At 38.9% G+C, this 22437-nt stretch carries 22 protein-coding genes and 1 other RNA gene; 17 read left to right on the plus strand and 6 right to left on the minus strand.

What is annotated here, in order from left to right; translation table 11 throughout:
- Window positions 1-222: 222 nt before the first annotated feature.
- On the plus strand, window positions 223-1212 hold the full coding sequence (locus OK344_RS00415) for a zinc metalloprotease (RefSeq protein ID WP_265142937.1): 990 nt from the start codon (window positions 223-225) through the stop codon (window positions 1210-1212).
- 357 nt (window positions 1213-1569) lie between these two features.
- Here the strand turns inward: OK344_RS00415 and OK344_RS00420 are convergent, their stop codons facing one another.
- On the minus strand, window positions 1570-2400 hold the full coding sequence (locus OK344_RS00420; RefSeq protein WP_265142938.1) for an endonuclease/exonuclease/phosphatase family protein: 831 nt from the start codon (window positions 2398-2400) through the stop codon (window positions 1570-1572).
- Between the two features lie 145 nt (window positions 2401-2545).
- Between OK344_RS00420 and OK344_RS00425 the strand changes: the two genes are divergently transcribed.
- Entirely contained in the window at window positions 2546-4456 is a 1911-nt protein-coding gene (locus OK344_RS00425) for an ABC-F family ATP-binding cassette domain-containing protein (RefSeq protein ID WP_265142940.1), read from the plus strand.
- A gap of 91 nt (window positions 4457-4547) precedes the next feature.
- Here OK344_RS00425 and OK344_RS00430 read toward each other — a convergent pair whose 3' ends face one another.
- Entirely contained in the window at window positions 4548-5423 is an 876-nt protein-coding gene (locus OK344_RS00430) for a DUF4846 domain-containing protein (RefSeq protein ID WP_265142941.1), read from the minus strand.
- A 93-nt stretch (window positions 5424-5516) separates the two neighbouring features.
- Here OK344_RS00430 and OK344_RS00435 point away from each other — a divergent pair, with 93 nt between their 5' ends.
- The 6 genes from OK344_RS00435 (at window position 5517) to sucC (ending at window position 10402) form a co-directional block, all read left to right on the plus strand.
- Window positions 5517-6845, plus strand: coding sequence for a hydroxymethylglutaryl-CoA reductase, degradative (locus OK344_RS00435; protein WP_265142943.1), 1329 nt, complete (start codon window positions 5517-5519; stop codon window positions 6843-6845).
- A 179-nt stretch (window positions 6846-7024) separates the two neighbouring features.
- Entirely contained in the window at window positions 7025-7411 is a 387-nt protein-coding gene (locus tag OK344_RS00440) for a DUF423 domain-containing protein (RefSeq protein ID WP_055042382.1), read from the plus strand.
- Complete coding sequence (locus OK344_RS00445; protein WP_265142944.1) at window positions 7411-7953, plus strand: hypothetical protein; 543 nt, start codon at window positions 7411-7413, stop codon at window positions 7951-7953. Before OK344_RS00440 ends, OK344_RS00445 begins: the two co-directional genes overlap by 1 nt.
- Window positions 7954-7962: 9 nt before the next feature.
- Complete coding sequence (locus tag OK344_RS00450) at window positions 7963-8223, plus strand: hypothetical protein (protein ID WP_265142946.1); 261 nt, start codon at window positions 7963-7965, stop codon at window positions 8221-8223.
- A gap of 2 nt (window positions 8224-8225) precedes the next feature.
- Window positions 8226-9092 (plus strand): DMT family transporter, encoded by an 867-nt coding sequence (locus OK344_RS00455; protein ID WP_265142947.1) that lies wholly within the window; start codon window positions 8226-8228, stop codon window positions 9090-9092.
- A 116-nt stretch (window positions 9093-9208) separates the two neighbouring features.
- On the plus strand, window positions 9209-10402 hold the full coding sequence (sucC, locus tag OK344_RS00460) for an ADP-forming succinate--CoA ligase subunit beta (RefSeq protein ID WP_265142948.1): 1194 nt from the start codon (window positions 9209-9211) through the stop codon (window positions 10400-10402).
- A 160-nt stretch (window positions 10403-10562) separates the two neighbouring features.
- On the opposite strand, the gene OK344_RS00465 is transcribed toward sucC, so the two are convergent.
- Window positions 10563-11426: a mechanosensitive ion channel family protein gene (locus OK344_RS00465; protein WP_265142949.1), complete on the minus strand. Its 864-nt coding sequence runs from the start codon at window positions 11424-11426 to the stop codon at window positions 10563-10565.
- Window positions 11427-11522: 96 nt separating this feature from the next.
- On the opposite strand from OK344_RS00465, the gene rnpB reads away from it, so the two are divergent.
- Window positions 11523-11853, plus strand: an RNA gene (gene rnpB, locus OK344_RS00470) — RNase P RNA component class A.
- A 27-nt stretch (window positions 11854-11880) separates the two neighbouring features.
- On the opposite strand, the gene OK344_RS13430 is transcribed toward rnpB, so the two are convergent.
- From OK344_RS13430 to OK344_RS00480, 3 genes are all read right to left on the minus strand, one after another.
- Window positions 11881-12675, minus strand: a complete 795-nt coding sequence (locus OK344_RS13430) for a CPBP family intramembrane glutamic endopeptidase (protein ID WP_407936692.1) — start codon at window positions 12673-12675, stop codon at window positions 11881-11883.
- 2 nt (window positions 12676-12677) lie between these two features.
- Window positions 12678-13547 carry a polyphosphate kinase 2 family protein gene (locus OK344_RS00475; protein ID WP_265142950.1) on the minus strand — a complete coding sequence of 290 codons (870 nt, stop codon included), beginning with the start codon at window positions 13545-13547 and terminating at the stop codon, window positions 12678-12680.
- Window positions 13548-13623: 76 nt separating this feature from the next.
- Window positions 13624-14091 (minus strand): DUF1573 domain-containing protein, encoded by a 468-nt coding sequence (locus OK344_RS00480; protein ID WP_265142951.1) that lies wholly within the window; start codon window positions 14089-14091, stop codon window positions 13624-13626.
- Between the two features lie 123 nt (window positions 14092-14214).
- On the opposite strand from OK344_RS00480, the gene OK344_RS00485 reads away from it, so the two are divergent.
- The 8 genes from OK344_RS00485 (at window position 14215) to OK344_RS00520 (ending at window position 22399) form a co-directional block, all read left to right on the plus strand.
- Window positions 14215-16833 (plus strand): valine--tRNA ligase, encoded by a 2619-nt coding sequence (locus tag OK344_RS00485; protein WP_265142952.1) that lies wholly within the window; start codon window positions 14215-14217, stop codon window positions 16831-16833.
- Between the two features lie 12 nt (window positions 16834-16845).
- Entirely contained in the window at window positions 16846-17487 is a 642-nt protein-coding gene (locus tag OK344_RS00490; protein ID WP_265142953.1) for a DUF4241 domain-containing protein, read from the plus strand.
- Window positions 17488-17605: 118 nt separating this feature from the next.
- On the plus strand, window positions 17606-18493 hold the full coding sequence (locus OK344_RS00495; protein ID WP_265142954.1) for a ribokinase: 888 nt from the start codon (window positions 17606-17608) through the stop codon (window positions 18491-18493).
- Between the two features lie 104 nt (window positions 18494-18597).
- The gene (locus tag OK344_RS00500; protein ID WP_265142955.1) at window positions 18598-19440 is read left to right on the plus strand and encodes an alpha/beta hydrolase family protein; all 843 of its coding nucleotides are present in this window, start codon (window positions 18598-18600) and stop codon (window positions 19438-19440) included.
- Between the two features lie 64 nt (window positions 19441-19504).
- Complete coding sequence (locus OK344_RS00505) at window positions 19505-19645, plus strand: hypothetical protein (protein ID WP_179285895.1); 141 nt, start codon at window positions 19505-19507, stop codon at window positions 19643-19645.
- 40 nt (window positions 19646-19685) lie between these two features.
- A complete protein-coding gene (locus OK344_RS00510) occupies window positions 19686-20255 on the plus strand; it encodes a cob(I)yrinic acid a,c-diamide adenosyltransferase (protein ID WP_088468102.1) in 570 nt (189 codons plus the stop codon).
- Window positions 20218-20865 (plus strand): thiamine diphosphokinase, encoded by a 648-nt coding sequence (locus tag OK344_RS00515; protein ID WP_265142956.1) that lies wholly within the window; start codon window positions 20218-20220, stop codon window positions 20863-20865. Before OK344_RS00510 ends, OK344_RS00515 begins: the two co-directional genes overlap by 38 nt.
- Window positions 20866-21007: 142 nt before the next feature.
- The gene (locus OK344_RS00520) at window positions 21008-22399 is read left to right on the plus strand and encodes a type III PLP-dependent enzyme domain-containing protein (protein WP_265142957.1); all 1392 of its coding nucleotides are present in this window, start codon (window positions 21008-21010) and stop codon (window positions 22397-22399) included.
- Window positions 22400-22437 lie beyond the last annotated feature (38 nt).

A 22437-nucleotide genomic window follows, 5' to 3' on the forward strand; every position in this document is an offset into this window, starting at 1 on the left:
GTGTAATGTTTATTTTGTTTCATTAGGTTTAATGCATTGCATAGTTAAATAGAGTATTTGCTTAAAATCTAAAAATAATGACTATTTGATGAAAAATAAAATACTGTAAACCATTTATTTAAAATAAAAATGATTACAAATTTAATTTATTTATAATAAAACTATTGTGCAGTAATTTTCGACTCTATAAATTCGTTTTTACAAAAATTAAAAATTTGGAGAATGAAAAAACTTTTAGTAGGCGCATTTGCTTTGTCAATGCTTGCCGCTTGTAATGCGGGTGAAGATCATCTGTCTAATCAGGAAGATACCGATGCGCTGACTTCGGGTAGTGCTGTAACCCAAAGAATGTGTCCTTCTGAAGACATCAGGAAAGAAGCTTTGGCCAATAATCCCACGTTGATGGCAAAGTTTGTAGAGAATGAAAGCAAAACGGCTAAGTTTATCGACGACCTCAAGATGGGAAGGGTTCTTGCTGATGGTACAGTTGAAATTCCTGTCGTAGTGAACGTTCTTTACAGAACGTCTGCTGAAAATATTTCAGATGCACAGATTGCCTCGCAAATTGCGACTTTAAACAAAGATTTTGGAGGTACAAACAGTGATGTAAGCAAAATTCCAGCTGAATTTACTTCTGTAGCAGCGGGTGATACCAAAATAAAATTCCGTTTAGACCGCGTGATCCGTAAATCTACCACCGTACGTTCGTGGAGAACAAATGATGCGATGAAAAAATCATCATCGAAAGGTCAGGATGCTTATAAGCCTGCGAATTATTTCAATATTTGGGTTGTAGGTGATATGGGCGGCGTACTTGGTTATGCAACTTTCCCGGAATCGGCTGGTCTTTGGAATGACGGCGTGGTGATTGCCGGCAAATATTTTGGAACTACTGCCAATGCACCTTATAACCTGGGAAGAACAGCAACTCACGAAGTTGGGCATTACCTCAATTTGCGTCATATCTGGGGCGACGGTAACTGTGCGACAGATTTTGTTGACGATACCCCGACACAACAGGATAAAAACTTCGGGAAGCCGACTTATCCGCAGTACGACCTTTGTGGTGGTGTAAACCGCTCCATACAGTTCATGAATTATATGGATTATGTTGATGATGCTGCAATGTATATGTTCTCTGCAGGACAGAAATCCAGAATGCAGGCCATTACAAATGCGTCGGGTGCAAGATCCGGACTTAGACTTTATTAATAATTATATTTAAAAATGAATCTGCCCGAAATCCGGCAGGTTTTTTTATGGAATAAAGATTACAATCTGAACACAAATGAAATTTCATCATTATTGATTTTATTTGTCTGGTTTTTCCTGAAATAAATTTTCGTTTCGGGTTAATTGTATCCGCTGTTACATGCGGTGAATTCTTTATTTTATTGATTTTCAATCTAATGAATCATTGTGAGTAAATAATTCGAGATTAATTTTGTTATCTCAGAAATTATATATTTCTTTGTTGTATTCTAATGCCATAACAGCGGAAGAATAAATTTTTTTTCATCATTTGTGTTTATCCACGGGAGTCATCCTGTGGATTTTTTTTGCGTGTTTTTATCTGAATTTTAATTCAGCCAAAACCGGAAAATGATCCGATGGGTAGAGCAGGTTTTCTCTCCGGTCATTAATGGTTCTTATGGATTGGCAGCTGAGTCCTTTGGTGAAAATATAGTCGATTCTGTCTTTAGGAACAGTGTTTACATCAAAACCTGTAAAAGTTCCTGTCGGGCCATAATGAGGTTTTCTGCAGTTGTAGAAACTGTAGCTCATTGTTTTCGAAATAATTTTAATCGGCTCTGTTTTATCTGTAAGGTTAAAATCGCCTGTTAAAACCACAGGAAAATTTCTTGGATTGAGGGTGGTTATTTTTTCCAGAATTAGTTTTGAAGAATTTTCACGCGCAATATTTCCTACGTGATCGAAATGCACATTGAAAGCCCAGAATTTTCTGCCGCCTTTTTTCGTTTTAAATAAGGCATAGGTGCAAACTCTGTTATAAGCCGCGTCCCAGCCTTTGGATGGTTGATCGGGAGTTTCGCTGAGCCAGAAGGTTCCAGACTGCAAAACCTGTAACTTTTCTGTATTGTAGAAAATGGCAGAATATTCACCTTTGTTAGCACCGTCATCACGTCCCACGCCGACAAAATCATAAATTTTTAAGCCTGTTTTAAGTTCAGTCATCTGTTGCGGAACCGCTTCCTGAACACCAAACACATCGGGATGATAATAATTTAAAAGCTGTATAACATCATTTTTTCTGTTTTCCCAGGAGTTTTCTTTGTCAGAATCGAGAGAAAGCCTAATGTTGAAAGTCATCACATTTAAATTTTGCGCATTAAAATTAATATACAAAAATGTTGTGAGCAGGAGGATTAAATTTTTCATTTTAGTTCAATTTACAGGAGATAAAGTTAAAAGTTTTAAGGCGTTTTTCCTGAAATTCACGGTATTTTCTTAAAATCGGGCAATTCAATAACTTTTTACTTACTTTTGCACCTCGAAAATACTCATTACTAATTGCTTACTATATATGTTGTCAGTTCAGGGCTTAGGTCTTCATCACTCAGGTAATTATCTTTTTCAGAATGTAAATTTCACCATTAAAAAAGATGATAAAATTGGACTCGTTGGAAAAAACGGAGCCGGAAAATCTACGCTTCTGAAAATGCTCACCGGCGAAATTAATTTCTACGAAGGAAACATTGTTCCTGAAGGAAACATTACGATCGGTTTTCTGAAACAGGATCTTGATTTTGTGAAGGGTAGAACCGTTTGGGACGAGACTTTACAGGCTTTTGAGCAGATCAATGCAATGAAAAATGAACTCGATGAGGTAAATCATCAGCTGGTAACGAGAACGGATTACGAAAGCGATTCCTATGAAAATTTAATTCACCGGATGACCGAACTGAACGATCTTTTAATGCATCACGATGCCTATAATCTGGAAGGTGATGTAGAAAAAGTGCTGTTGGGATTGGGTTTTAAGGCAGATGATTTCAATAAAATTACCGACGAGTTTTCCGGCGGTTGGCGAATGAGAATTGAATTGGCTAAGCTACTTCTTCAGAAAAACGATTTGATGCTTCTGGATGAGCCAACCAACCACCTCGATATGGAATCCATCATCTGGTTGGAAGAATTTTTGAAGGATTACCCTGGTGCAATCGTTTTGGTGAGCCACGATAAGCAATTCATGACTTCGGTTTGTAACCGAACTTTCGACATTAATAATAAAAAAGTTGACGATTATAAAGCCAATTACACCAAATATTTGGAGCTGAGTAAGGAGCGTAAAGAGAAATTAACTCAAGCTAAGAAAAACCAAGATGCCGAAATCAAACAGATGGAGGATAACATCAACCGGTTTCGGGCGAGTGCTACGAAAGCTTCTTTTGCGCAGTCTTTAATTAAAAAACTCGATAAAATTGAGCGAATCGAAATCGATAACGAAGATGTATCGAAGTTCAATATTCGTTTCGTGCAGTCTATTGTGCCGGGTAAAGTAATTTTCGAGGCCAAAAATCTTGGGAAATCTTATGGAAACAAACAAGTTTTCGATAAAGTTGATTTCTTTGTGGAGCGTGGCGACCGTATTGCGTTGTTAGGACAAAACGGACAAGGAAAAACCACGCTGGCAAAAATCCTTGCCGGCGAAATTAAAGATTATTCCGGCCAGTGGGATTTAGGACATAACGTGAATATTGGTTATTTCGCGCAGAATCAGGAAGAAGTTCTCACGCCGAACAAAACAGTTTTGGAAGAAGCTGAAGATGCCGCCACTGAAGAGACGCGACCGAGAGTAAGAGATTTGCTCGGAAGTTTCCTTTTCCAAGGTGAAGATGTGCAGAAAAAAACCAAAGTACTTTCCGGTGGAGAAAGAAACCGTTTGGCGTTGTGTAAACTCTTGTTGCGCCCGTTCAATACGTTGATTATGGATGAGCCGACGAACCACCTTGATATTCAATCCAAAGAAATTATTAAACTGGCTTTGCAGAAATTCGAAGGAACGCTGATTGTGATTTCCCACGACAGGGAGTTTTTACAAGGATTAACGGATAAAATATTCGAATTCCGCGATGGAAGAATGAAAGAATTCCTCGGCGATGTGAATGAATATCTGGAATTCCGCCAGAAAGAAAGCATCCGCGAGGTTTCCGCCGAAAAATCGAAATTGCAGGAACTGAGAAACGAACCGATTGTAGAAAAGCCGATCGAAAAGAAACCTGTCATCGTTTCCAAAGATCAAAAAAATATCCAGAATAAAATTAAGAAAATCGAAGAGAAAATATCGGAACTGGAAGTGAAAATCGAAGAAATGGAAGCGACTTTCGCAAAAGAAAATCCTTCTGAAGAAACGCTGGAACTGTACAATACGAAAAAAGCCGATTTAGACCTTGCGCTGCAGGAATGGGAATTCCTTGGAACTCAGTTGGATTAAACAGTTTTAAACAGTTAAATATTAATCACCGAAAATTTCCGGTGATTTTTTTTGTGCTGGTCGGTTGATAAAAACTTACTTCGGGATTTGATTAAAAACTTCTAAAATTGTTTGGTTTAAAGTAATATCTGGCTGTTTTTGTTTCGGCAGCTTTTACATCTAAATCATACCACGGTGATATTTCTTTATCAAAAGGATTTTTCAGTAAATGGATCGATTGCGCCGGTGTAAAGCCTTCTGCCAGCAAAAAAAGTTTTTCACCCTTTTGATTTTCAGAAACACCTGCAATAAAAACAATGTGGCCCGGGCTTCCTGCGGTAATCAGGATGTCACCCGTTTTTAAATCCCGCGTTTTCAAAACAGGCTTGGTTTCATTATTTAATGAAATGGTTCCGGCATAAGTGAAAATCAAATCCAGATACTTCCGCAAATTTTCCCTTGAATCATCGAATTTTTCTGTTTTTCTAAACTGTACGGAATTTCCATTCACAAATGCGCGGGTTCCATTTTTGTAGTCGTTCCACGTCATTAAATCTCCGCTGGTAAAATGAAATTTAATTTCGTCGTATTTTTTTAATTCAAATAAATATTCTGCCCGCAGCCGGATAAGCGCGTCGGCACATTGCTGCAAATCCTTTGTTCCAGTATCGATATCAAAAATAGCTTCGTGCAGATATTGTGTTGCGATTTCTGTTCCGTCATATTTCAGAATCGGAGATCCGTATGTCTTCAGTGGAAAAGATTCAATGTATTCCGCAAAGGAAGATGGTCCTGCGGTCGAATATTCGTAACCATGTGGTGCCGGAAATCTTTCCCTGACCGTGTTTTTATCTTTATTTATTTTTATGGAAGTTGCTGTTTCTAAACTTTCAGAACCTGCATTGCTGTTGTCTCTAGGTGAATTATCCGTTGTTTTATTACAACTTAAGACCAGAAATAATAATGCAGAAAGAAGTGGTGTTTTCATCAATTAAAGATAAGTAAATTTCCGGGGTGCGATCCTCATTTCTGCTCTACATCCGAACGAATTTCCTATCTTTGAAATTCAAATTAAAATTCCATGAATCACAGTCCTGTAGAAGGTTTTTCTAAACTTTCGAAACAAAGAAAAATCGATTGGCTCATCAAAGAATATCTTAATGACGACCGCAGTTACGAGCAGATTTTACAGCAATACTGGAACAACGACGATACACTTCAAAAGCTTCACGAAGAGTTTTCCGAAAATACGATTTCCAATTTTTATATGCCTTACGGAATCGCGCCAAATTTTCTTATCGATGGGAAATTACTGGCGCTACCAATGGCAGTAGAGGAAAGCTCTGTGGTTGCAGCAGCTTCAAAAGCAGCCAAATTCTGGATTGATAAAGGCGGTTTTAAAACGACCATTATCAATACTAAAAAGTTAGGTCATACCCATTTTATTCTTGATGTTGAACCTCATAAACTTCAGCATTTCTTCAATTTTAAACTGAAGAAAAAACTGTTTGAAGCCACCGAAGAAATCACCAAAAACATGCGTAATCGCGGCGGCGGAATTCTCAATATCCGATTGATCGACAAAACGGCCGATATGGAAAATTATTTCCAACTGAAAGCTAGTTTCGATACGGTGGATTCCATGGGTGCCAATTTTATCAATTCTTGTTTGGAGCAGTTTGGAAAGACTTTAAAAGAGGAAGTTTCGAAAGAAGAAACCTTTACACAGGAAGAAAAAGATTCTTTGCAAATTGTGATGAATATTTTGTCAAACTTCACTCCAGATTGTATCGTAAGAGCTGAAGTTTCCTGTAAAATTGAAGATCTGAACGACGACAGCGGAATTACCAATGAAGAATTTGCAACCAAATTTAAACGCGCCGTAACCATTGCCGAAATTGAACCATTCCGCGCAACCACGCACAACAAAGGAATTATGAACGGGGTTGATGCTGTGGTGATTGCAACTGGAAACGATTTCCGGGCGACCGAAGCTTGTGCGCATGCGTACGCAGCAAAAGACGGAAAATACAGTAGTTTGACGCATTGTACCATCGATAACGGAATTTTTAGGTTTTGGATTGACCTGCCGATTTCAGTTGGAGTGGTAGGTGGTTTGACGAATCTTCATCCGCTCGTGAAATTTTCTTTGGCACTTTTAGGAAAACCTTCTGCGCAGGAATTGATGAGTATTTTGGCGGTTTCCGGATTGGCTCAGAATTTTGCTGCCCTGCGATCGTTGGTGACTACAGGAATCCAAAAAGGACATATGAAAATGCATCTTCTGAATATCCTGAATCAGTTGGGCGCAACGGAGGAAGAGAAAAATCACTTTGTGAACTATTTTAAAGACAAAACCGTTTCGCATCACGAAGTCATCAATGAATTTAATCATTTAAGAAATAAATAATACAGAGATGTTTCAGCTATTTTTAGGGTTTTTGCTATTCATTTTCGGCATATTTCTGAAACTTACGAAAGAGCAAGGATTTGCCAAATCGAAGCGGTTTTGGTGGATGTTTGTTTTAATTGGTATCTTGTCCATGGTGGCACAAATCTTTATCATGAATCAAAAAGGAGAATTATAATATGAAGACATTTACATTAGTTGTCGGCGCGGTTTACGGGCTGTTTTCCGTTATTTTAGGTGCTTTCGGTGCGCACGCATTAAAGAAAATTTTATCCGTGGAAAAACTCACCAGTTTTGAAACCGGGGTTCGTTATCAGATGTATTCCGCGTTGTTTTTACTGATTGTGGGATATATTCTGAAATTCGAAACACCAACAGAAAAATGGATTTCAATTTTAATGATTGCCGGAACATTCATTTTTTCATTCAGTATTTATCTGCTGGCGTTTAATGGAATAAACGGTTTAAACTTTAAGTTTTTGGGACCCATTACACCACTTGGCGGACTGATGATGATTGTTTCATGGGCGATGCTGATTTTTTATTTTTTGAAGAATAAAATTTAATGATGAAGTTGAAACTTGCCATTATTTGCGTGCTGTTGTTTGGAGTTTTTTCTGCACAGCAAATGAAAGAATATAAAGTAGGTAATCCAATAAAAATTGCAGTGCCTTCCACTTACGTAAAAAGCTATGACCTGAATGATTTCGCACTTGCACAATTTACCAATGCGGTGAATGATAAATACGTAGTCATTATTCAGACTGAAAAGGAGCATCTGACTTCGCTTCAGGTTGCGTTTGCAGATATTGCAGAAGCAGGCGAATATTATGCAAAGTCTTTGATTGATGGATTAGCTGAAAATGCCAAGAGAACAGTTTCCGCACCAAGAAAGTTGAAAATCGACAATAAAGATGCAGTGGAGCTGTTAGTGCAAGGTACATTAACCGATGGTACTGATCAAACAGAGGCTGATCTTTTTTATCACCTCACAGTGGTGGAAACGCCCGCACATTATTATCAAATCATTTCGTGGAGTGAATTAAAGGATCGCAACAGGAATCTTAATGAATTTATGAATATTGCGAATTCTTTTGTGGAATTATAATAGAAGTTTATGTTCTTTTTCATCGCAGGAAACACCAAAAAATTAGTCGGTCAGGAAACCATAAAAATCAATAAAAATGGTTTTTTGGTGAATGCCGAGGTTAAAATATTCAAAAATTACATCACTTTATTTTTCATCCCGCTTATTCCTTTAGGCAAAAAGTACAGTATTTATATTCCGCATACGGATGAATATTACGAAACAAATTATTTTTCGAAAATGCCAGATCATTATTTAGAAATCTGCAAGGAAATTGGCAGAAAATATTAAAAATGAGCAAAGCAAGAATCGCATTATTCGTCGGGATTTTATGCATTTCCATATTTCCCGTGATCGTTCGCATGAACCTTACTTCAGGACTTATTTCAGCATTTTACCGCATGGCAATTGCATGGGTTATTCTTTTCCCTATCGCACTTTACAAAGGGAAACTTGGTTTTAAAAACTTTAAGTTGATGTTCCTTACGGGGATATGCGGAGTACTTTTCGCCTCAGATATTGCCGTGTGGAATATCTCGATTCAGCACTCATCAGCAACCCAGGCTACGCTGCTCACGAATCTTTCACCGATTTGGGTGGGCGTTTTTTCCTTTGTTTTTCTGAATTACCGACCGCGGAAAAGCTTTTGGCTGGGAACATGCATCGCTTTACTGGGAATGATGGTTTTCGTTGGTATTGACACGATTGTGGAAATGAATTTAGACGCCGCTTTTTTCCTCGGAATGTTATCGGGATTGCTTTACGCTTTATATATTTTAGTAAGCAAAACGGTTTTGGAAAAGGTTGAAGTGATTACTTTTATTGCGTACAGCATGATTTTCTCCACCGTTTTTCTCTTTTTCGTAAATCTTGCTTTCGGCGAGGATTTTGTCGGGTTTTCAAATGAAGCGTGGATTTCCCTTTTGGTGCAGGGGGTTGTATGTCAGTTAATTGCGTGGATTCTCATCAGTTATGCGACCCAGCACATGCGGGCGACACGGGTTTCACTGAGCCTACTCAGTCAGGCTATTTTTGCCGCGCTTTTAGCTGCAGTTTTTATTGGTGAGAAGATTACACCGGTTCAAATGCTGGGAAGTATTATTATCCTGGCAGGAATCGCCACAACCTTTTATGAAAAAACAAAACCGGAAACGGTGTAGAAGTAAATTTTTAAAACGGTTTTAAAATAAAAATTTGCTCAGGTTCAATCATTATCTTCTCAAATTTTCTTAAATTTGTAAATCTTTTAAAAAAATAAAAATCTAATTAAAATATTATGAATCTTCACGAATACCAATCTAAAGAGATTTTGGCAAAGTACGGAGTAAACATCCAGAGAGGTTTTGTCGCAAACAATGTTGAGGAAGCAGTAGATGCAGCAAATAAATTAAAAGAACTGAACGGAAACGAGGGCTGGGTAGTAAAAGCTCAGGTTCATGCTGGTGGTCGTGGAAAAGGCGGAGGCGTAAAATTCTCCCCGAACATTGAAAAACTCAAAGAAAACGCAGGAAACATCATCGGAATGCAGCTGGTAACTCCACAAACATCTGCTGAAGGTAAAAAAGTGAACTTCGTTTTGGTTGCTGAAGATGTGTACTATCCGGGAGAAACTGAAACTAAAGAATTTTATGTTTCGATTCTTTTAGACAGAGCTCAGGGGAAAAATATGATCGTGTATTCTACCGAAGGTGGGATGGATATTGAGCACGTTGCAGAAGTAACACCTCATTTAATTCATAACGAAGTAATTGATCCTGCTGTCGGTCTGCAAGGCTTTCAGGCAAGAAAAATCGCGTTCAACTTAGGTTTAAGTGGAGATGCTTTCAAAGATTTTACAAAATTCATCACCAATTTATATAACGCTTACGTAGGAATCGACGCTTCTCTTTTCGAAATCAACCCGGTTCTGAAGACTTCAGACAATAAAATTATCGCGGTAGATGCTAAAGTTTCTTTGGATGACAACGCACTGTTCCGTCACAAAGATTTGGCAGCATTAAGAGATACAAGAGAAGAAGATCCTACCGATGTAGAAGCTGGCGAAGCTGGTCTTAACTTCGTGAAACTTGATGGCGACGTTGCCTGTATGGTAAACGGAGCTGGTTTGGCGATGGCTACGATGGATATCATTAAACTTTCAGGCGGTAACCCTGCAAACTTCCTGGACGTGGGTGGAACTGCTGATGCAGAAAGAGTTCAGAAAGCTTTCGGAATCATCCTTAAAGATCCTAACGTAAAAGCAATCCTGATCAATATTTTCGGTGGTATCGTACGTTGCGACCGTGTTGCACAGGGTGTTGTAGATGCTTACAAAGCCATGGGAAGCCTTCCTGTTCCTTTAATCGTGCGTCTTCAGGGAACCAACGCTGTTGAAGCAAAGCAATTGATCGACAATTCAGGTCTTCCTGTACATTCAGCGATCACTTTGGAAGAAGCTGCCAATAAAGTAAAAGAAGTTTTAGGTCAATAAGATTTTATGATAAATAAAAAATCCGTTCAGTTAATTTTGAACGGATTTTTTTGTTTTTAGGAGCCGGGAACCTGCTTTCCACTGTATCTTTTTCTCGTCGTGCCTCCTCAAAAAAGGATGCCGTTTCAATCAGGGCTAAGGGTTTCGGGATTCAACAAAATTATTCCTGAACCGAATTTCCGGTCTCAATCTGAGTCTGTGTCGCAAGCTGAATTCCGTTGTCATCCAATTTTTTCTTGATCCTTAAAAGTGCCTCACTCCGGACATGCGCTATCTTTTCGCCCGTTTTCATCTGAAATCTTGCTTCAAGATAGAAAATTCCGAGACTTTGCTTCAGGAAGATAACTTCGGCGTTGTCTTTGTTTTCCGCAAAATCAAAAGTGTGAATTTCGTCCACAATCACTTTTTTAGCTTTCTCTAAATCTTCATTATTGGGAATTTCAAGATCAATAAAAACTTTTCTGTGCGAAGAAGCCGAATAATTGATAAACGGTGCACTGAAAATCAGCTGATTTGGGATGTAGACTTTCTTTCCTTCATCGGTGATAACTTTCGTGGTCAGAAAACCAATGCTTTCAACTGCTCCGGAAATTCCTTTAATCGAAACATAATCGCCCACCGCAAAAGCTTTGTCAATACCAATCAGTATCCCCGAAAACATCGATGACACCAGATCCTTTAAAGCCACACCCGCAATCACCCCGGCAACACCTAAACTTCCGAGGAACTTCAGCACAAAACCACCAAGTCCCATTATCTCAAAGGCAATAAATGCGGCCATGAGAATGATAAGGAATTTAAAAATCCCGATTAACGTGACGATAGAGTTATTTTTGCTCTTGGGAAAAAAACGGTGAAAAACCTTTACAGCCAATTTGCTCAGGTAAGAACTCATGAGCAGGATGAGGGTAAAAACGATAAGTCCTACAACGATATTAGGGGTGACCTGTGCAAATTTCAGGTACCATCTTTCGAGTACATTATAAACAATGTCTACATATTTTAACTGGGTAACTTCTTCCATTTTCAAATATATTCAAATTTAAGAGATTTCAGCAAGCAATAATCTTACCACATAAACATAATTGCAGACTTGATTTTTCAGTATCTTTGTCGCCCACAAGAAGAACGGCCTGTTGATTCCACTTTATTTTGGGGTAGGAAAGTCCGGACACCACAGAGCAGCAAAGCGGGTAACACCCGTCGGTCGCAAGATCAGGACCAGTGCAACAGAAAGGATGTATATTAATTTATAGTGAAATCAGGTAAACTCTTTGCGGTGCAATGTTAAGTATATCGGATTTTTTTCAGCAATGAAAAATAGGAGTTGCTCGCTCCAAAAACCGAGGGGTAAACAGCTAAAGCTTTGCAGCAATGTAAAGCGCAGATAAATAACAGGCATTTTCGCTTCGGCGAATCTACAGAATCCGGCTTACAGTTTTTCTTGTGGTTTTTAATGAAACAAAAAAAGCAGAAATTTAGGTTTCTGCTTTTTTGGTTTTATTAATGAATACTTTCATTGAAATAATCACGATCGCAAGTCCCGAAAGGGTGATGAACCAATACAACAAACTGAATTTTATTTCCTGAAAATACGTTGGAATTGTATTGTTATAAAAGGCAAATATTGATACGATTACATTATTAAGAAAATGAGTAACGATGGGATAAATAATATTTTTGCTTTGATAAAATATTACTGATAGAAAGATGCCCCAAACGAAGGTTGGCAAAAGATTGCTAAGATCCTGAAAATGAATTATTGAAAAGCAGAAACTGGAAACAAGTATAGCTTTTAAGAGAGAGTTTTTCTGCAGCAATTGCATGAAAATAAACTTTCGGAAAACAATTTCTTCAATAATTGGTGCAGCTATAATTGAGGAAAATAAATAAAAGTAAGCAGATCTATTGAACTCAGAAATTTTTTGAGTACTCTTTATGACCGTAAAGTTGTGATTAAAAATGTAATTGTATCCATTAATAAAAATCTTATTGAACAGTATTATTCCTACTACAATAAAGAAAATTAAGAAGACTGATGAAAAGTGTACAGTCCGAATTTTGTTGGTTTCTATCAGTGGGGATTTAATGAATAATCGGTAATAGATATAAAAAGATAGTAAATTTAGGCTTGTGGAAATAATTTCGATTGGTACTAGATGTTTTTCAGCGGTCAAGTCAAAAACCTCAATCAGTAAAATGGGGATTATTTGAAATATCTCTAAAATAACAACGAAAGAAACTGTTACAAAAATCGCTCTCCAAATCGTCATCTCTATTCGCTTTCCAATTGCTTTCTTGCTCCCTCCAGCTCTTTCTGGTCAGCTTCCGAAAGTTTCGGGAATTTCAGATCCATTCCTTCCAGTGCATCAATAATAATCTGTATCGCCGCAACTCGCGCAAACCATTTATCATCACCGGGAATGACAAACCACGGCGCATGATCTTTCGAAGTTTCGTTGATGGCGCGTTCGTAAGCCTTCATGTATTCATCCCATAGGGCGCGTTCAGGCAAATCTCCCATGGAGAATTTCCAGTTTTTGTCCTGCTCATCAATACGGTCGAGAAATCTTTTTTTCTGTTCTTCTTTAGAAATATGAAGGAAAATTTTTATTACGGTAGTGCCGTTTTCGGAGAGGTGTTTTTCAAAATTTCTGATGCTTTTGTAGCGTTCTTCCCAGAATTTATCATCAAAATCAGAAACGGAATCCCAAACTTTTTCATTCAAGTTATATTCCGGATGAACTTTGCAAACCAAAACACTTTCGTAATGACTCCTGTTGAAGATGCCGATCTTTCCTTTCTCAGGAAGAGCGAGGTAATGTCTCCATAAAAAATCATGAGAATATTCCTTCGAACTTGGCGTTTTAAAACTGTGTACTTCGCAGCCCTGCGGATTTACTCCGCCGAAAACATGCTCGATCAGGGAATCTTTTCCGGCTGCATCCATCGCTTGTAGTACTACTAATAAAGATTTTCCGGAATCTGCATACAACCTTTCCTGTAGTTCGCGGAGCTTTATTTTTTCGTCCAAGAGCATTTTTTTGCCAGCTTCCTTATCTAAATCGCCTTTGTATTTGGTGGCTAATTCTTTTATTGAAATTTTCCCTTTGGCGATAAAGTTATCGCTGAAATCTAAATCCATATCTGTTATTTTCCTTAAAAATAAAAAAATCACTCCAGTAACGAAGTGATTTTATGATTTAATTTGATGAACTTGCTTATTTCGCAGCTTTCTTTACGTTTTTCTTAGCTTGTGCAGGTGCTGCTTTTGCAGATAATTCTGCGGCAGGTGCTGCTACCGCTACAGCCTCTACGGCAGCGTTGCCGTCTACAGTTCCTTTAATGGTAATTACCGATCTGCTGTTTTCCGGATCATTAGAATATACCTCGATAATCTTTGTGAAAGGTCCTACGATTGTTGTATTATAACCCACTTTAATCTGTGCGGTTTTGCCCGGCATAATCGGGTCTTGGCTCCATTCCGGTGTAGTGCATCCGCAAGAAGCCTGTACTCTGGAAATGATAAGGGGTTTGTCGCCCGTATTTTTTACAGTGAACATTCTGTGTCCGTCAGCGCCGGTTTTTACAGTTCCGTAATCATATGTTGTTTTATCAAAAGAAATTGATTGTGCTGAAGCCATTGCGAATGATGCGGTTAAAAACAAACCTGCAAATAATTTTTTCATATTTTTAAATGTTATATTGATGTTTTGATAAATATTGAAGGACAAAGTTAAAAATTATTTCAATACCTGAATAATTTTTTTTATTTGCCTATTTTTGCACGTACTAAGATAAAGAAAGATCCTATGCAGATTTCAGAAAAATATAACCCACAGGAGACCGAGAATAAATGGTACAGTTACTGGCTTGAAAATAATTATTTCCATTCCGAGCCAAACGAGAAACCGCCTTATACCATCGTGATTCCTCCACCAAACGTTACCGGAATCCTTCACATGGGTCACATGCTGAACAATACCATTCAGGATGTGTTGGTAAGACGTGCCAGAATGCAGGGTTTCAACGCATGCTGGATTCCAGGAACCGACCACGCATCCATCGCGACAGAAGCGAAAGTTGTGGCAAAACTGAAAGCTGAAGGAATCAATAAATCTGATATCACCAGAGAGGAATTCTTGAAACACGCCTGGGACTGGACGGACAAATATGGCGGAACCATCCTCGAGCAGTTGAAAAAACTGGGTTGTTCCTGCGACTGGGAACGTACGCGTTTTACGATGGAGCCTAAGCTTTCTCAGCAGGTCATCAAATCTTTCGTGGATTTGTATAATAAAGGTTTAATTTACCGTGGATACCGCATGGTGAACTGGGATCCGGAAGCAAAAACAAATATTTCCGACGAAGAAGTAATATTTAAGGAGCAGAACGGGAAGCTTTACTATTTAAAATATAAAATTGAAGGAACTGAAGAATTCCTGTCTGTTGCAACAACGCGCCCGGAAACTATTTTCGGCGATACCGCAGTCTGCATCAATCCAAATGATGAAAGATATGCGCACTTAAAAGGCAAGAACGTAATTGTTCCTATCGCAAACCGCGTAATTCCCGTTATCGAGGATGATTATGTGGACATCGAATTCGGAACCGGAGCTTTGAAAATTACTCCTGCCCACGATACCAACGATTACGAAATCGGTAAACGTCATAACCTGGCCATGATCGATTCTTTGGATGATGACGCAAATTTAAACGCTCACGGACTTCACTACGCGGGAAAAAACCGTTTCGAAGTAAGAAAAGCCATCGCGAAAGAACTTGAAGAAAAAGGACTTTTGCTGAAAGCTGAAGATTATGTGAATAAAGTGGGAACTTCAGAGAGAACCGGTGCGGTGATCGAACCGAAAGTTTCCGTTCAGTGGTTTCTGAAAATGTCTGAAATCGCCAAGCCTGCGTTGGATGTGGTAATGAATGATGAAATTAAATTCCACCCAGAAAAATTCAAAAATACCTACAAACACTGGATGGAAAACATCCGCGACTGGAATATTTCCCGCCAGCTTTGGTGGGGACAGCAAATTCCTGCATATTTTTATGGTGAAGGAGAAAACGATTTCGTCGTTGCCGAAACCATTGAAGAAGCGCTGGAGTTGGCGAAGCAGAAATCCCAAAATTCAGATTTAAAAATTTCAGATTTAAAGCAGGACGAAGATGCCCTCGACACGTGGTTCTCTTCTTGGCTGTGGCCAATTTCCGTTTTCGACGGAATGTTGGATACCGAAAATAAAGAAATCGACTATTATTACCCAACTTCCGATTTGGTAACCGGTCCGGATATTATTTTCTTCTGGGTTGCCCGTATGATTATGGCAGGACTGGAATACAGAAACGAAGTTCCTTTCAAAAATGTGTATTTTACAGGTATTGTACGCGATAAGCAGCGCCGGAAAATGTCGAAATCACTTGGCAATTCACCGGATCCAATTGAACTCATCGAAAAATATGGCGCCGACGGAGTTCGCGTAGGAATTCTATTGAGTTCCGCAGCTGGAAACGACTTGCTTTTCGATGAAGAACTGATGCTTCAGGGCCGTAATTTCGCTACCAAAATCTGGAACGCCTATAAACTGACCCAAGGTTGGTCGAAAGACGAAAACATTAAAGCCAACGAATCCGACAGACAGGCAATCGAGTGGTTCGGGAACCAAATGGATAAAACCATTGCCGAAATTGCCGACCAGTTTGAGAAGTTCAGAATTTCAGATGCTTTACATCTTGTTTATAAATTGATCTGGGACGATTTCTGTGCTTGGTATCTGGAGGCAGTGAAACCTGCTTTCGGTCAGCCGATTTCTACGGAAGTTTATGACCAGACCATCGCTTATTTCGAGGAGTTAATGAAATTGTTGCATCCTTTCATGCCGTTTTTATCTGAGGAATTATGGCAGAATATTGCAGAACGTTCACCCGAAAATGCTTTGGTAATTACTCAACAAAGAAAATCACATCCTTACAGTGAAGATCTGATCCGAAATTTTGAAACATCCAAAGAAATGATCTCCGGTGTAAGAAATTACCGCCAGAGTAAAGGAATTTCGCCAAGAGAAGCGGTGGAAATTTTCACCAATGCCGAAGCGATCAGCAATGAAAATCTGGTAAAAAAACTGGCAAATGTTTCTGAAATCAGTTTCGCCACAAAAACAGACAAGCCAAGCTTTACTTTTTTGGTTGGCGGAACGGAAATTTCAATTCCTTTAAGTGAGAACCTTGATTTGGCAGAAGAAAAAACCAAAACCGAAGAAGAGTTAAAATACCTGAAAGGCTTCCTGATTTCCGTGGAGAAAAAACTTTCAAACGAGAAATTTGTAGCCAATGCGAAACCGGAAATTGTAGATGCTGAACGCAAAAAACAGAAAGACGCACAGGATAAAATTGCCTTGCTTGAGGAAAAACTCAAAACCCTCTAAACCAACTCACAGATGACTCATCTTGATAATATCGCTAAACTCTTCAACAAAAATTTTGTTGAAAGTCCTTTAATCGAAACTTTCGATGCGGGTAAAATTCACCTTTCTACCGGCAGCATCGTAGCCTGTGATCCGTTGATCACGAACGATATGGCATCTTTTAAAGTGAATTTCCCTCAGGGTGAGTTTCCGGTTTTGGTTCACAAAGAAAGAGAAAGCAACTGTATTGCGTACGTGGAAATTGTTTTCAGCGCCGCCCAGATTTCTGAGTGGAAACTCGCTACAACCGACGGACAGAATATCGAAGAACTGCAAGGTGAAGAAATCTTCGGTTATCCAGTTGAAAGCGGTATGGGCTGTTTTATGGATGCAGAAACGCAGGATTGCCTCAATCATCTTGAAAAAAGGCTTTTCCACAGAAAGGGTGCAGAGTTCATGGGAATCTACGAAGAATTTTTCCACGAATATTTTTTTGATGAAAACGGAGCCATCGATCAGTTTGCATTCCTGAAACCGGACGAAGATAAGGCCGGAAATATTTTCGCTTTTGAAACGGGTTATGGCGAAGGATTTTATGCAAGCTACATCGGTTTCGGTATTGATGGTGAGCCGGTAAAACTTGTATCGGAATTCATTGAAATCGGCGTTAATTAAAAGTTAAATAATTTCTTCATCTGCAATTAAAAGAATAGTTTTGTTAAGCAGTCAGCAGAATCTTAATCCGAAAATGCTGTTGAAATATTTCTGCAATATTTAAATTTCCAGAGAAACAATGAATATCACTTCTGAGCAACCGAAAATTATTGTTGTAGGCAGTTCCTCCATCGATTTGGTTCTTAATACGGAGCATCATCCTCAGCCCAATGAGACGGTGATGGCACTGCGGTCTGAAAGTTTTTTTGGCGGCAAAGGTGCAAACCAAGCCGTAGGAACCGCAAGACTCGGTGCGAGTGTGTATTTCATCGGCTGTGTGGGCATGGATCCCTTTGGTCAGCAAATTCTGAGAAATTTAGTTGATGAAGGAGTTAACGTAGGTTTTGTGGCAGAAACAGAACAGGCAGCTTCCGGAACGGCGTACGTAACCGCAGCGGGCGGCGTAAATTCTATCGTTGTAGTTCCCGCTTCAAATTATTGTTTGAAACCGGAGCATGTTGCCGAAGGTGAAAAGTTTTTTCAGACGGCTGATTTGGTGCTGATTCAGCTTGAAATTCCGATGGATGTGGTGGAGTTTACCGTAGAGCTAGCCAAGAAAAATAATTTGAAAGTGGGCATCTACGCTTCACCTGCAAAAGAACTTTCTGCTAACGTTCTGGAAAATGCAAGTTTTATCGTGGCCAAAAGCAACGAGCTATCCATTGTTTTTGGCGAAGAGAAACGTGAAGATATCCTCAAAAAGTATCCTAACAAACTTTTTGTGCGCGATGATTCTAATTCAACCACATATTTCAATGGTTCCGAAATGAAATATTACCGAAACGATCACGATTCTGTTCTGCATAAACTGGGAATGGGCGATGCTTTTGTTTCCGGTCTTTCAATTGCACTTTGTCACGGAAATACTGTGGATGACTCGGTAAAATTCGGGAATGATGTTTCGCTGAAAGTAACAAAAAACAGAGGCTCACAGCGCGGTCTTCCATACCTTAAAGACTTCTCGTGACCGTAAAATTGCTATTGACGGCATACTTTTAAACCTTTCTTTTCATCAATATTTCAGTAAATTTAGAGCTTGATTTTCACTAAAATTCAGTGAATTTGCTTGGAATGAAAGAATTAGTTCTACAGACTCCGGATCAGTTTCCGATATCGGTAAAGATTTTTGAGCCCGAAATTCCGAAACGGAAGCTTTTGGTCATAAATTCGGCCACGGGTGTCAGACAGCAGGTTTATTTTTCTTTTGCTAAATATCTGGCAACGCAGGGTTTCACCGTAATTACCTATGATTACAGAGGAATCGGTGAGTCAAAGCCCAGGAAAATGAAAGGTTTCGAAGCGTCCATGCGAATCTGGGGAACTAGAGATTTCAAAACCATAACCGGTTTCATTAAAGAAAATTATCCGGATTATACCAAATTCTGTCTCGGTCATTCCGTTGGAGCACTGATTCTGGGGATGAATGAAGATTCAGTAATTTTCAAAAAATTCATTTTCGTCTCAACCCAGGATGCATATATCGGTCATCTTTCCTGGCGGGTTGCGGTTACTGCAGCGCTGGGATTTGGCATTGCTGTTCCGGTAACGGTAATTTTAAAGGGATATTTTCCGGCGCACCGGTTTGGTTTGGGAGAATCTTTACCAAAAGGAAGCGCTTATGACTGGCGCACCTTGATTCTCAATAAAAAATCCACCGGCAGGCTTTATGAAAAAATTGAAAAAGATTACTCGAAGGATTTAAATCAGGAAGCTTTTATCATTCACGCAGAAGACGATTCGTGGGTGACGATGAAGGGAATGGAGAGTCTGATGAACAATTCATATCCTAATATGAAGAAAACCTACCGGGAAATAAAAGTCTCGGAATCCCCAAAAAAACAGGTGGGGCATATCAATTTCTTCAGAAGCTATAACCTTATTTTATGGAAGATTATACTTGATAAAATTCAATAATTCGGAATTCTGTACAGATAATGCGATGCAATCTTTATATTTGAATGAGTAAAAAATAAAGATCATGTCCAAAACACAAAATAATGATGAAGTTTTCCGCGAGAAACTCGATCAACTGAATGATTTTGAGTTCAATGATAAAGTAGCGGGCGTTTTTGATGATATGGTCAGGTACATGAAGAAATCTAAAAAATGGACTGACTGATATTCTACAAACAAAAATCAATTTTATTAAAACTTAATTTATGAAAATCTACACCAAAACGGGTGACAAAGGCGAAACGGCTTTATATGGCGGAACCAGAGTTTCCAAAGCCTCAGCGAGAGTTGAATCCTACGGAACAATAGATGAGCTCAATTCATTTATTGGTTTTGCAAAAACTGAAATTAAAGATGAAAAAGTTTTGGCACAGCTCAGGAAAATTCAGTTCGATCTCTTTACGGTAGGTTCCGAATCAGCTACGCCTACCGATAAACTAACTTTAGCCAACGGAAAATCGCGCTTGGCATTAATGATTTCTGATACCGAAATCGAAGAACTCGAAAACTGGATGGATGCTTTTGAGGAAGAACTGCAGCCCTTGCAGTATTTTATTCTTCCGGGCGGTGGAAAAGCCGCAACTTCCCTACATATTTGCCGCACCGTCTGCAGAAGAGCCGAACGCAGTTTGGTTTTTCTGAATGAATCCGAAGAAGTGAGGCCAGAACTCATCAAATATCTGAACCGTCTTTCGGATTACCTGTTTGTGTTGGCAAGATATATGTCGAAAATCAATAATGAATCCGAAGAATACTGGAATCCCAATGACCGATAAAGCCCTGCTTTTTATTAACGGGATACCGCCCGAAGATCTTCCCGATACCGCTGGTTATTCGCTTATTGCCTGTTCCGACGGGGCTTTTCACTATCTAAAAGACAAGAATTTTCCGTTGGAAAAGCTCGACTTTATTTCCGGTGATTTCGATTCGCATACCGGAAGTGATGAGGCGCTTTACGATGAAAAATTTATTTTCACGCCCGATCAGGATAAAACAGATTTCCAGAAATCTTTAGAAATCATCCGGGAGAAAGGCATCTCAACAGTTGATGTTTATGGTGCAAGCGGCGGCGAAATGGATCATTTTCTCGGAAACTTAACCGTAGCTTTCCTCTTTAAAAATGAATTGAAAATCACTTTTTTTGATGAGTTTTCAACCTATTTTTTCGCACCTAAAACTTTGGTTTTAAAAAATGTGAAAGGAAAAACAGTTTCGCTTTATCCTTTTCCGGTTACAGAGAATATTACTACTGAAGGTTTAAACTGGCCGCTGACAAACGAAAATTTGGACCTTTCAAAGCGAATCGGTACCAGAAATTTCGCTGCAGAAGAAACGGTTATTATACATTATGAAGAAGGTGATCTGGTCATATTTGTCGCGCACTAATCGTAAATTCTGCTTATTTTTGTTTTGTGATTTTCATTGTTTTATGATGAGCATCGACTCCAAAAACTCCTTAATTTTTCGCTGAAAACCAACTTTTTTTACCAACTTTGCAGTTTTAACACTTACATACGATTACCCAATAATGAAAATTAAATATTCAGAACTTATCGATCAGACTTTGTATTTTCCAACCGAAGAATTCAACGTTTCGGAAAATACGCTCCAGTTTCATGATATTCCTTTGATGGAGGTCGTCGAAAAGTTTGGTACGCCTTTGAAGTTTAATTATCTGCCAAAAATTTCCACCAATATTCAGCGTGCGAAAGCCTGGTTTAAAGAAGCTATTGAAAAGAACGATTATAAAAAAGGCTATACTTATTGTTATTGTACAAAATCGAGCCAGTTTGCTTTTGTAGTAGAAGAGGCGTTGAAAAACGATATTTCTCTGGAAACCTCCTCAGCTTATGATATGGATATCATCAGGTCGCTTTACGAAAAAGGCAAGTACGGCAAAGACGTTGAGGTGATTTGTAACGGATTTAAAACCGACGATTATCTGGCGAAAATCTCAGATTTAATTAACAGCGGTTTTCAAAACATTATCCCGATTCTTGATAATTACCGCGAATTGGATAAACTGACTGAAAGCATTGATACCACTTTTAATATCGGAATTCGTATTGCTTCTGAAGAGGAGCCGAAATTTGAATTTTATACTTCCAGATTAGGAATTGGTTACAAAGATATCATCCCGTATTACAGCCAGAAAATTGCGGAACATCCCAATGCAAGGTTGAAAATGCTTCACTTTTTCATCAATACCGGAATTAAAGATACCGCGTATTACTGGAACGAATTGTATAAATGTCTTCGCGTGTATGCGAGGCTGAAAAAAATCGCTCCGGAGGTGGATTCCCTGAATATCGGTGGTGGTTTTCCTATTAAAACGTCTTTGAATTTCGACTACGATTACCAATATATGGTGAACGAAATTGTTTCTCAGATTAAGAAATTCTGTGAGGAAGAAGGCGTAGAAGAACCTAATATCTATACCGAGTTTGGTAGTTTTACTGTTGGAGAAAGTGGCGGCCATTTATATAAAATTATCTCACAGAAACGCCAGAACGACAGAGAAAAGTGGAACATGATTGATTCCTCTTTCATGACGACTTTGCCTGATACATGGGCAATTTCCAGACACTTCATTATGTTGCCGCTTAACCGTTGGGAAGATACGTACGAAAGGGTTTTCCTGGGTGGCTTAACCTGCGATTCCGACGATTATTACAATTCGGAGCAGCACACCAATGCGATTTATCTGCCGGTTTTCAGTGATACAAAGCCGCTATACATCGGGTTTTTCCACACAGGTGCATACCAAGAAACCATTGGTGGATATGGTGGCGTTCATCACTGTTTGATGCCGCAGCCGAGGCATATCCTCATTAACAAAGACGAGGACGGGAATTTCACCTACGAAGTCTTCCGGGAAGAGCAGAAACCGGATGAAGTTTTAAAACTTTTAGGTTACTAGAAAACTAAAGGAGCAACATGAGTTTGCTCCTTTTTTTT

The sequence above is a fragment of the Kaistella yananensis genome (assembly GCF_026107505.2).
Classification (GTDB): domain Bacteria; phylum Bacteroidota; class Bacteroidia; order Flavobacteriales; family Weeksellaceae; genus Kaistella; species Kaistella yananensis.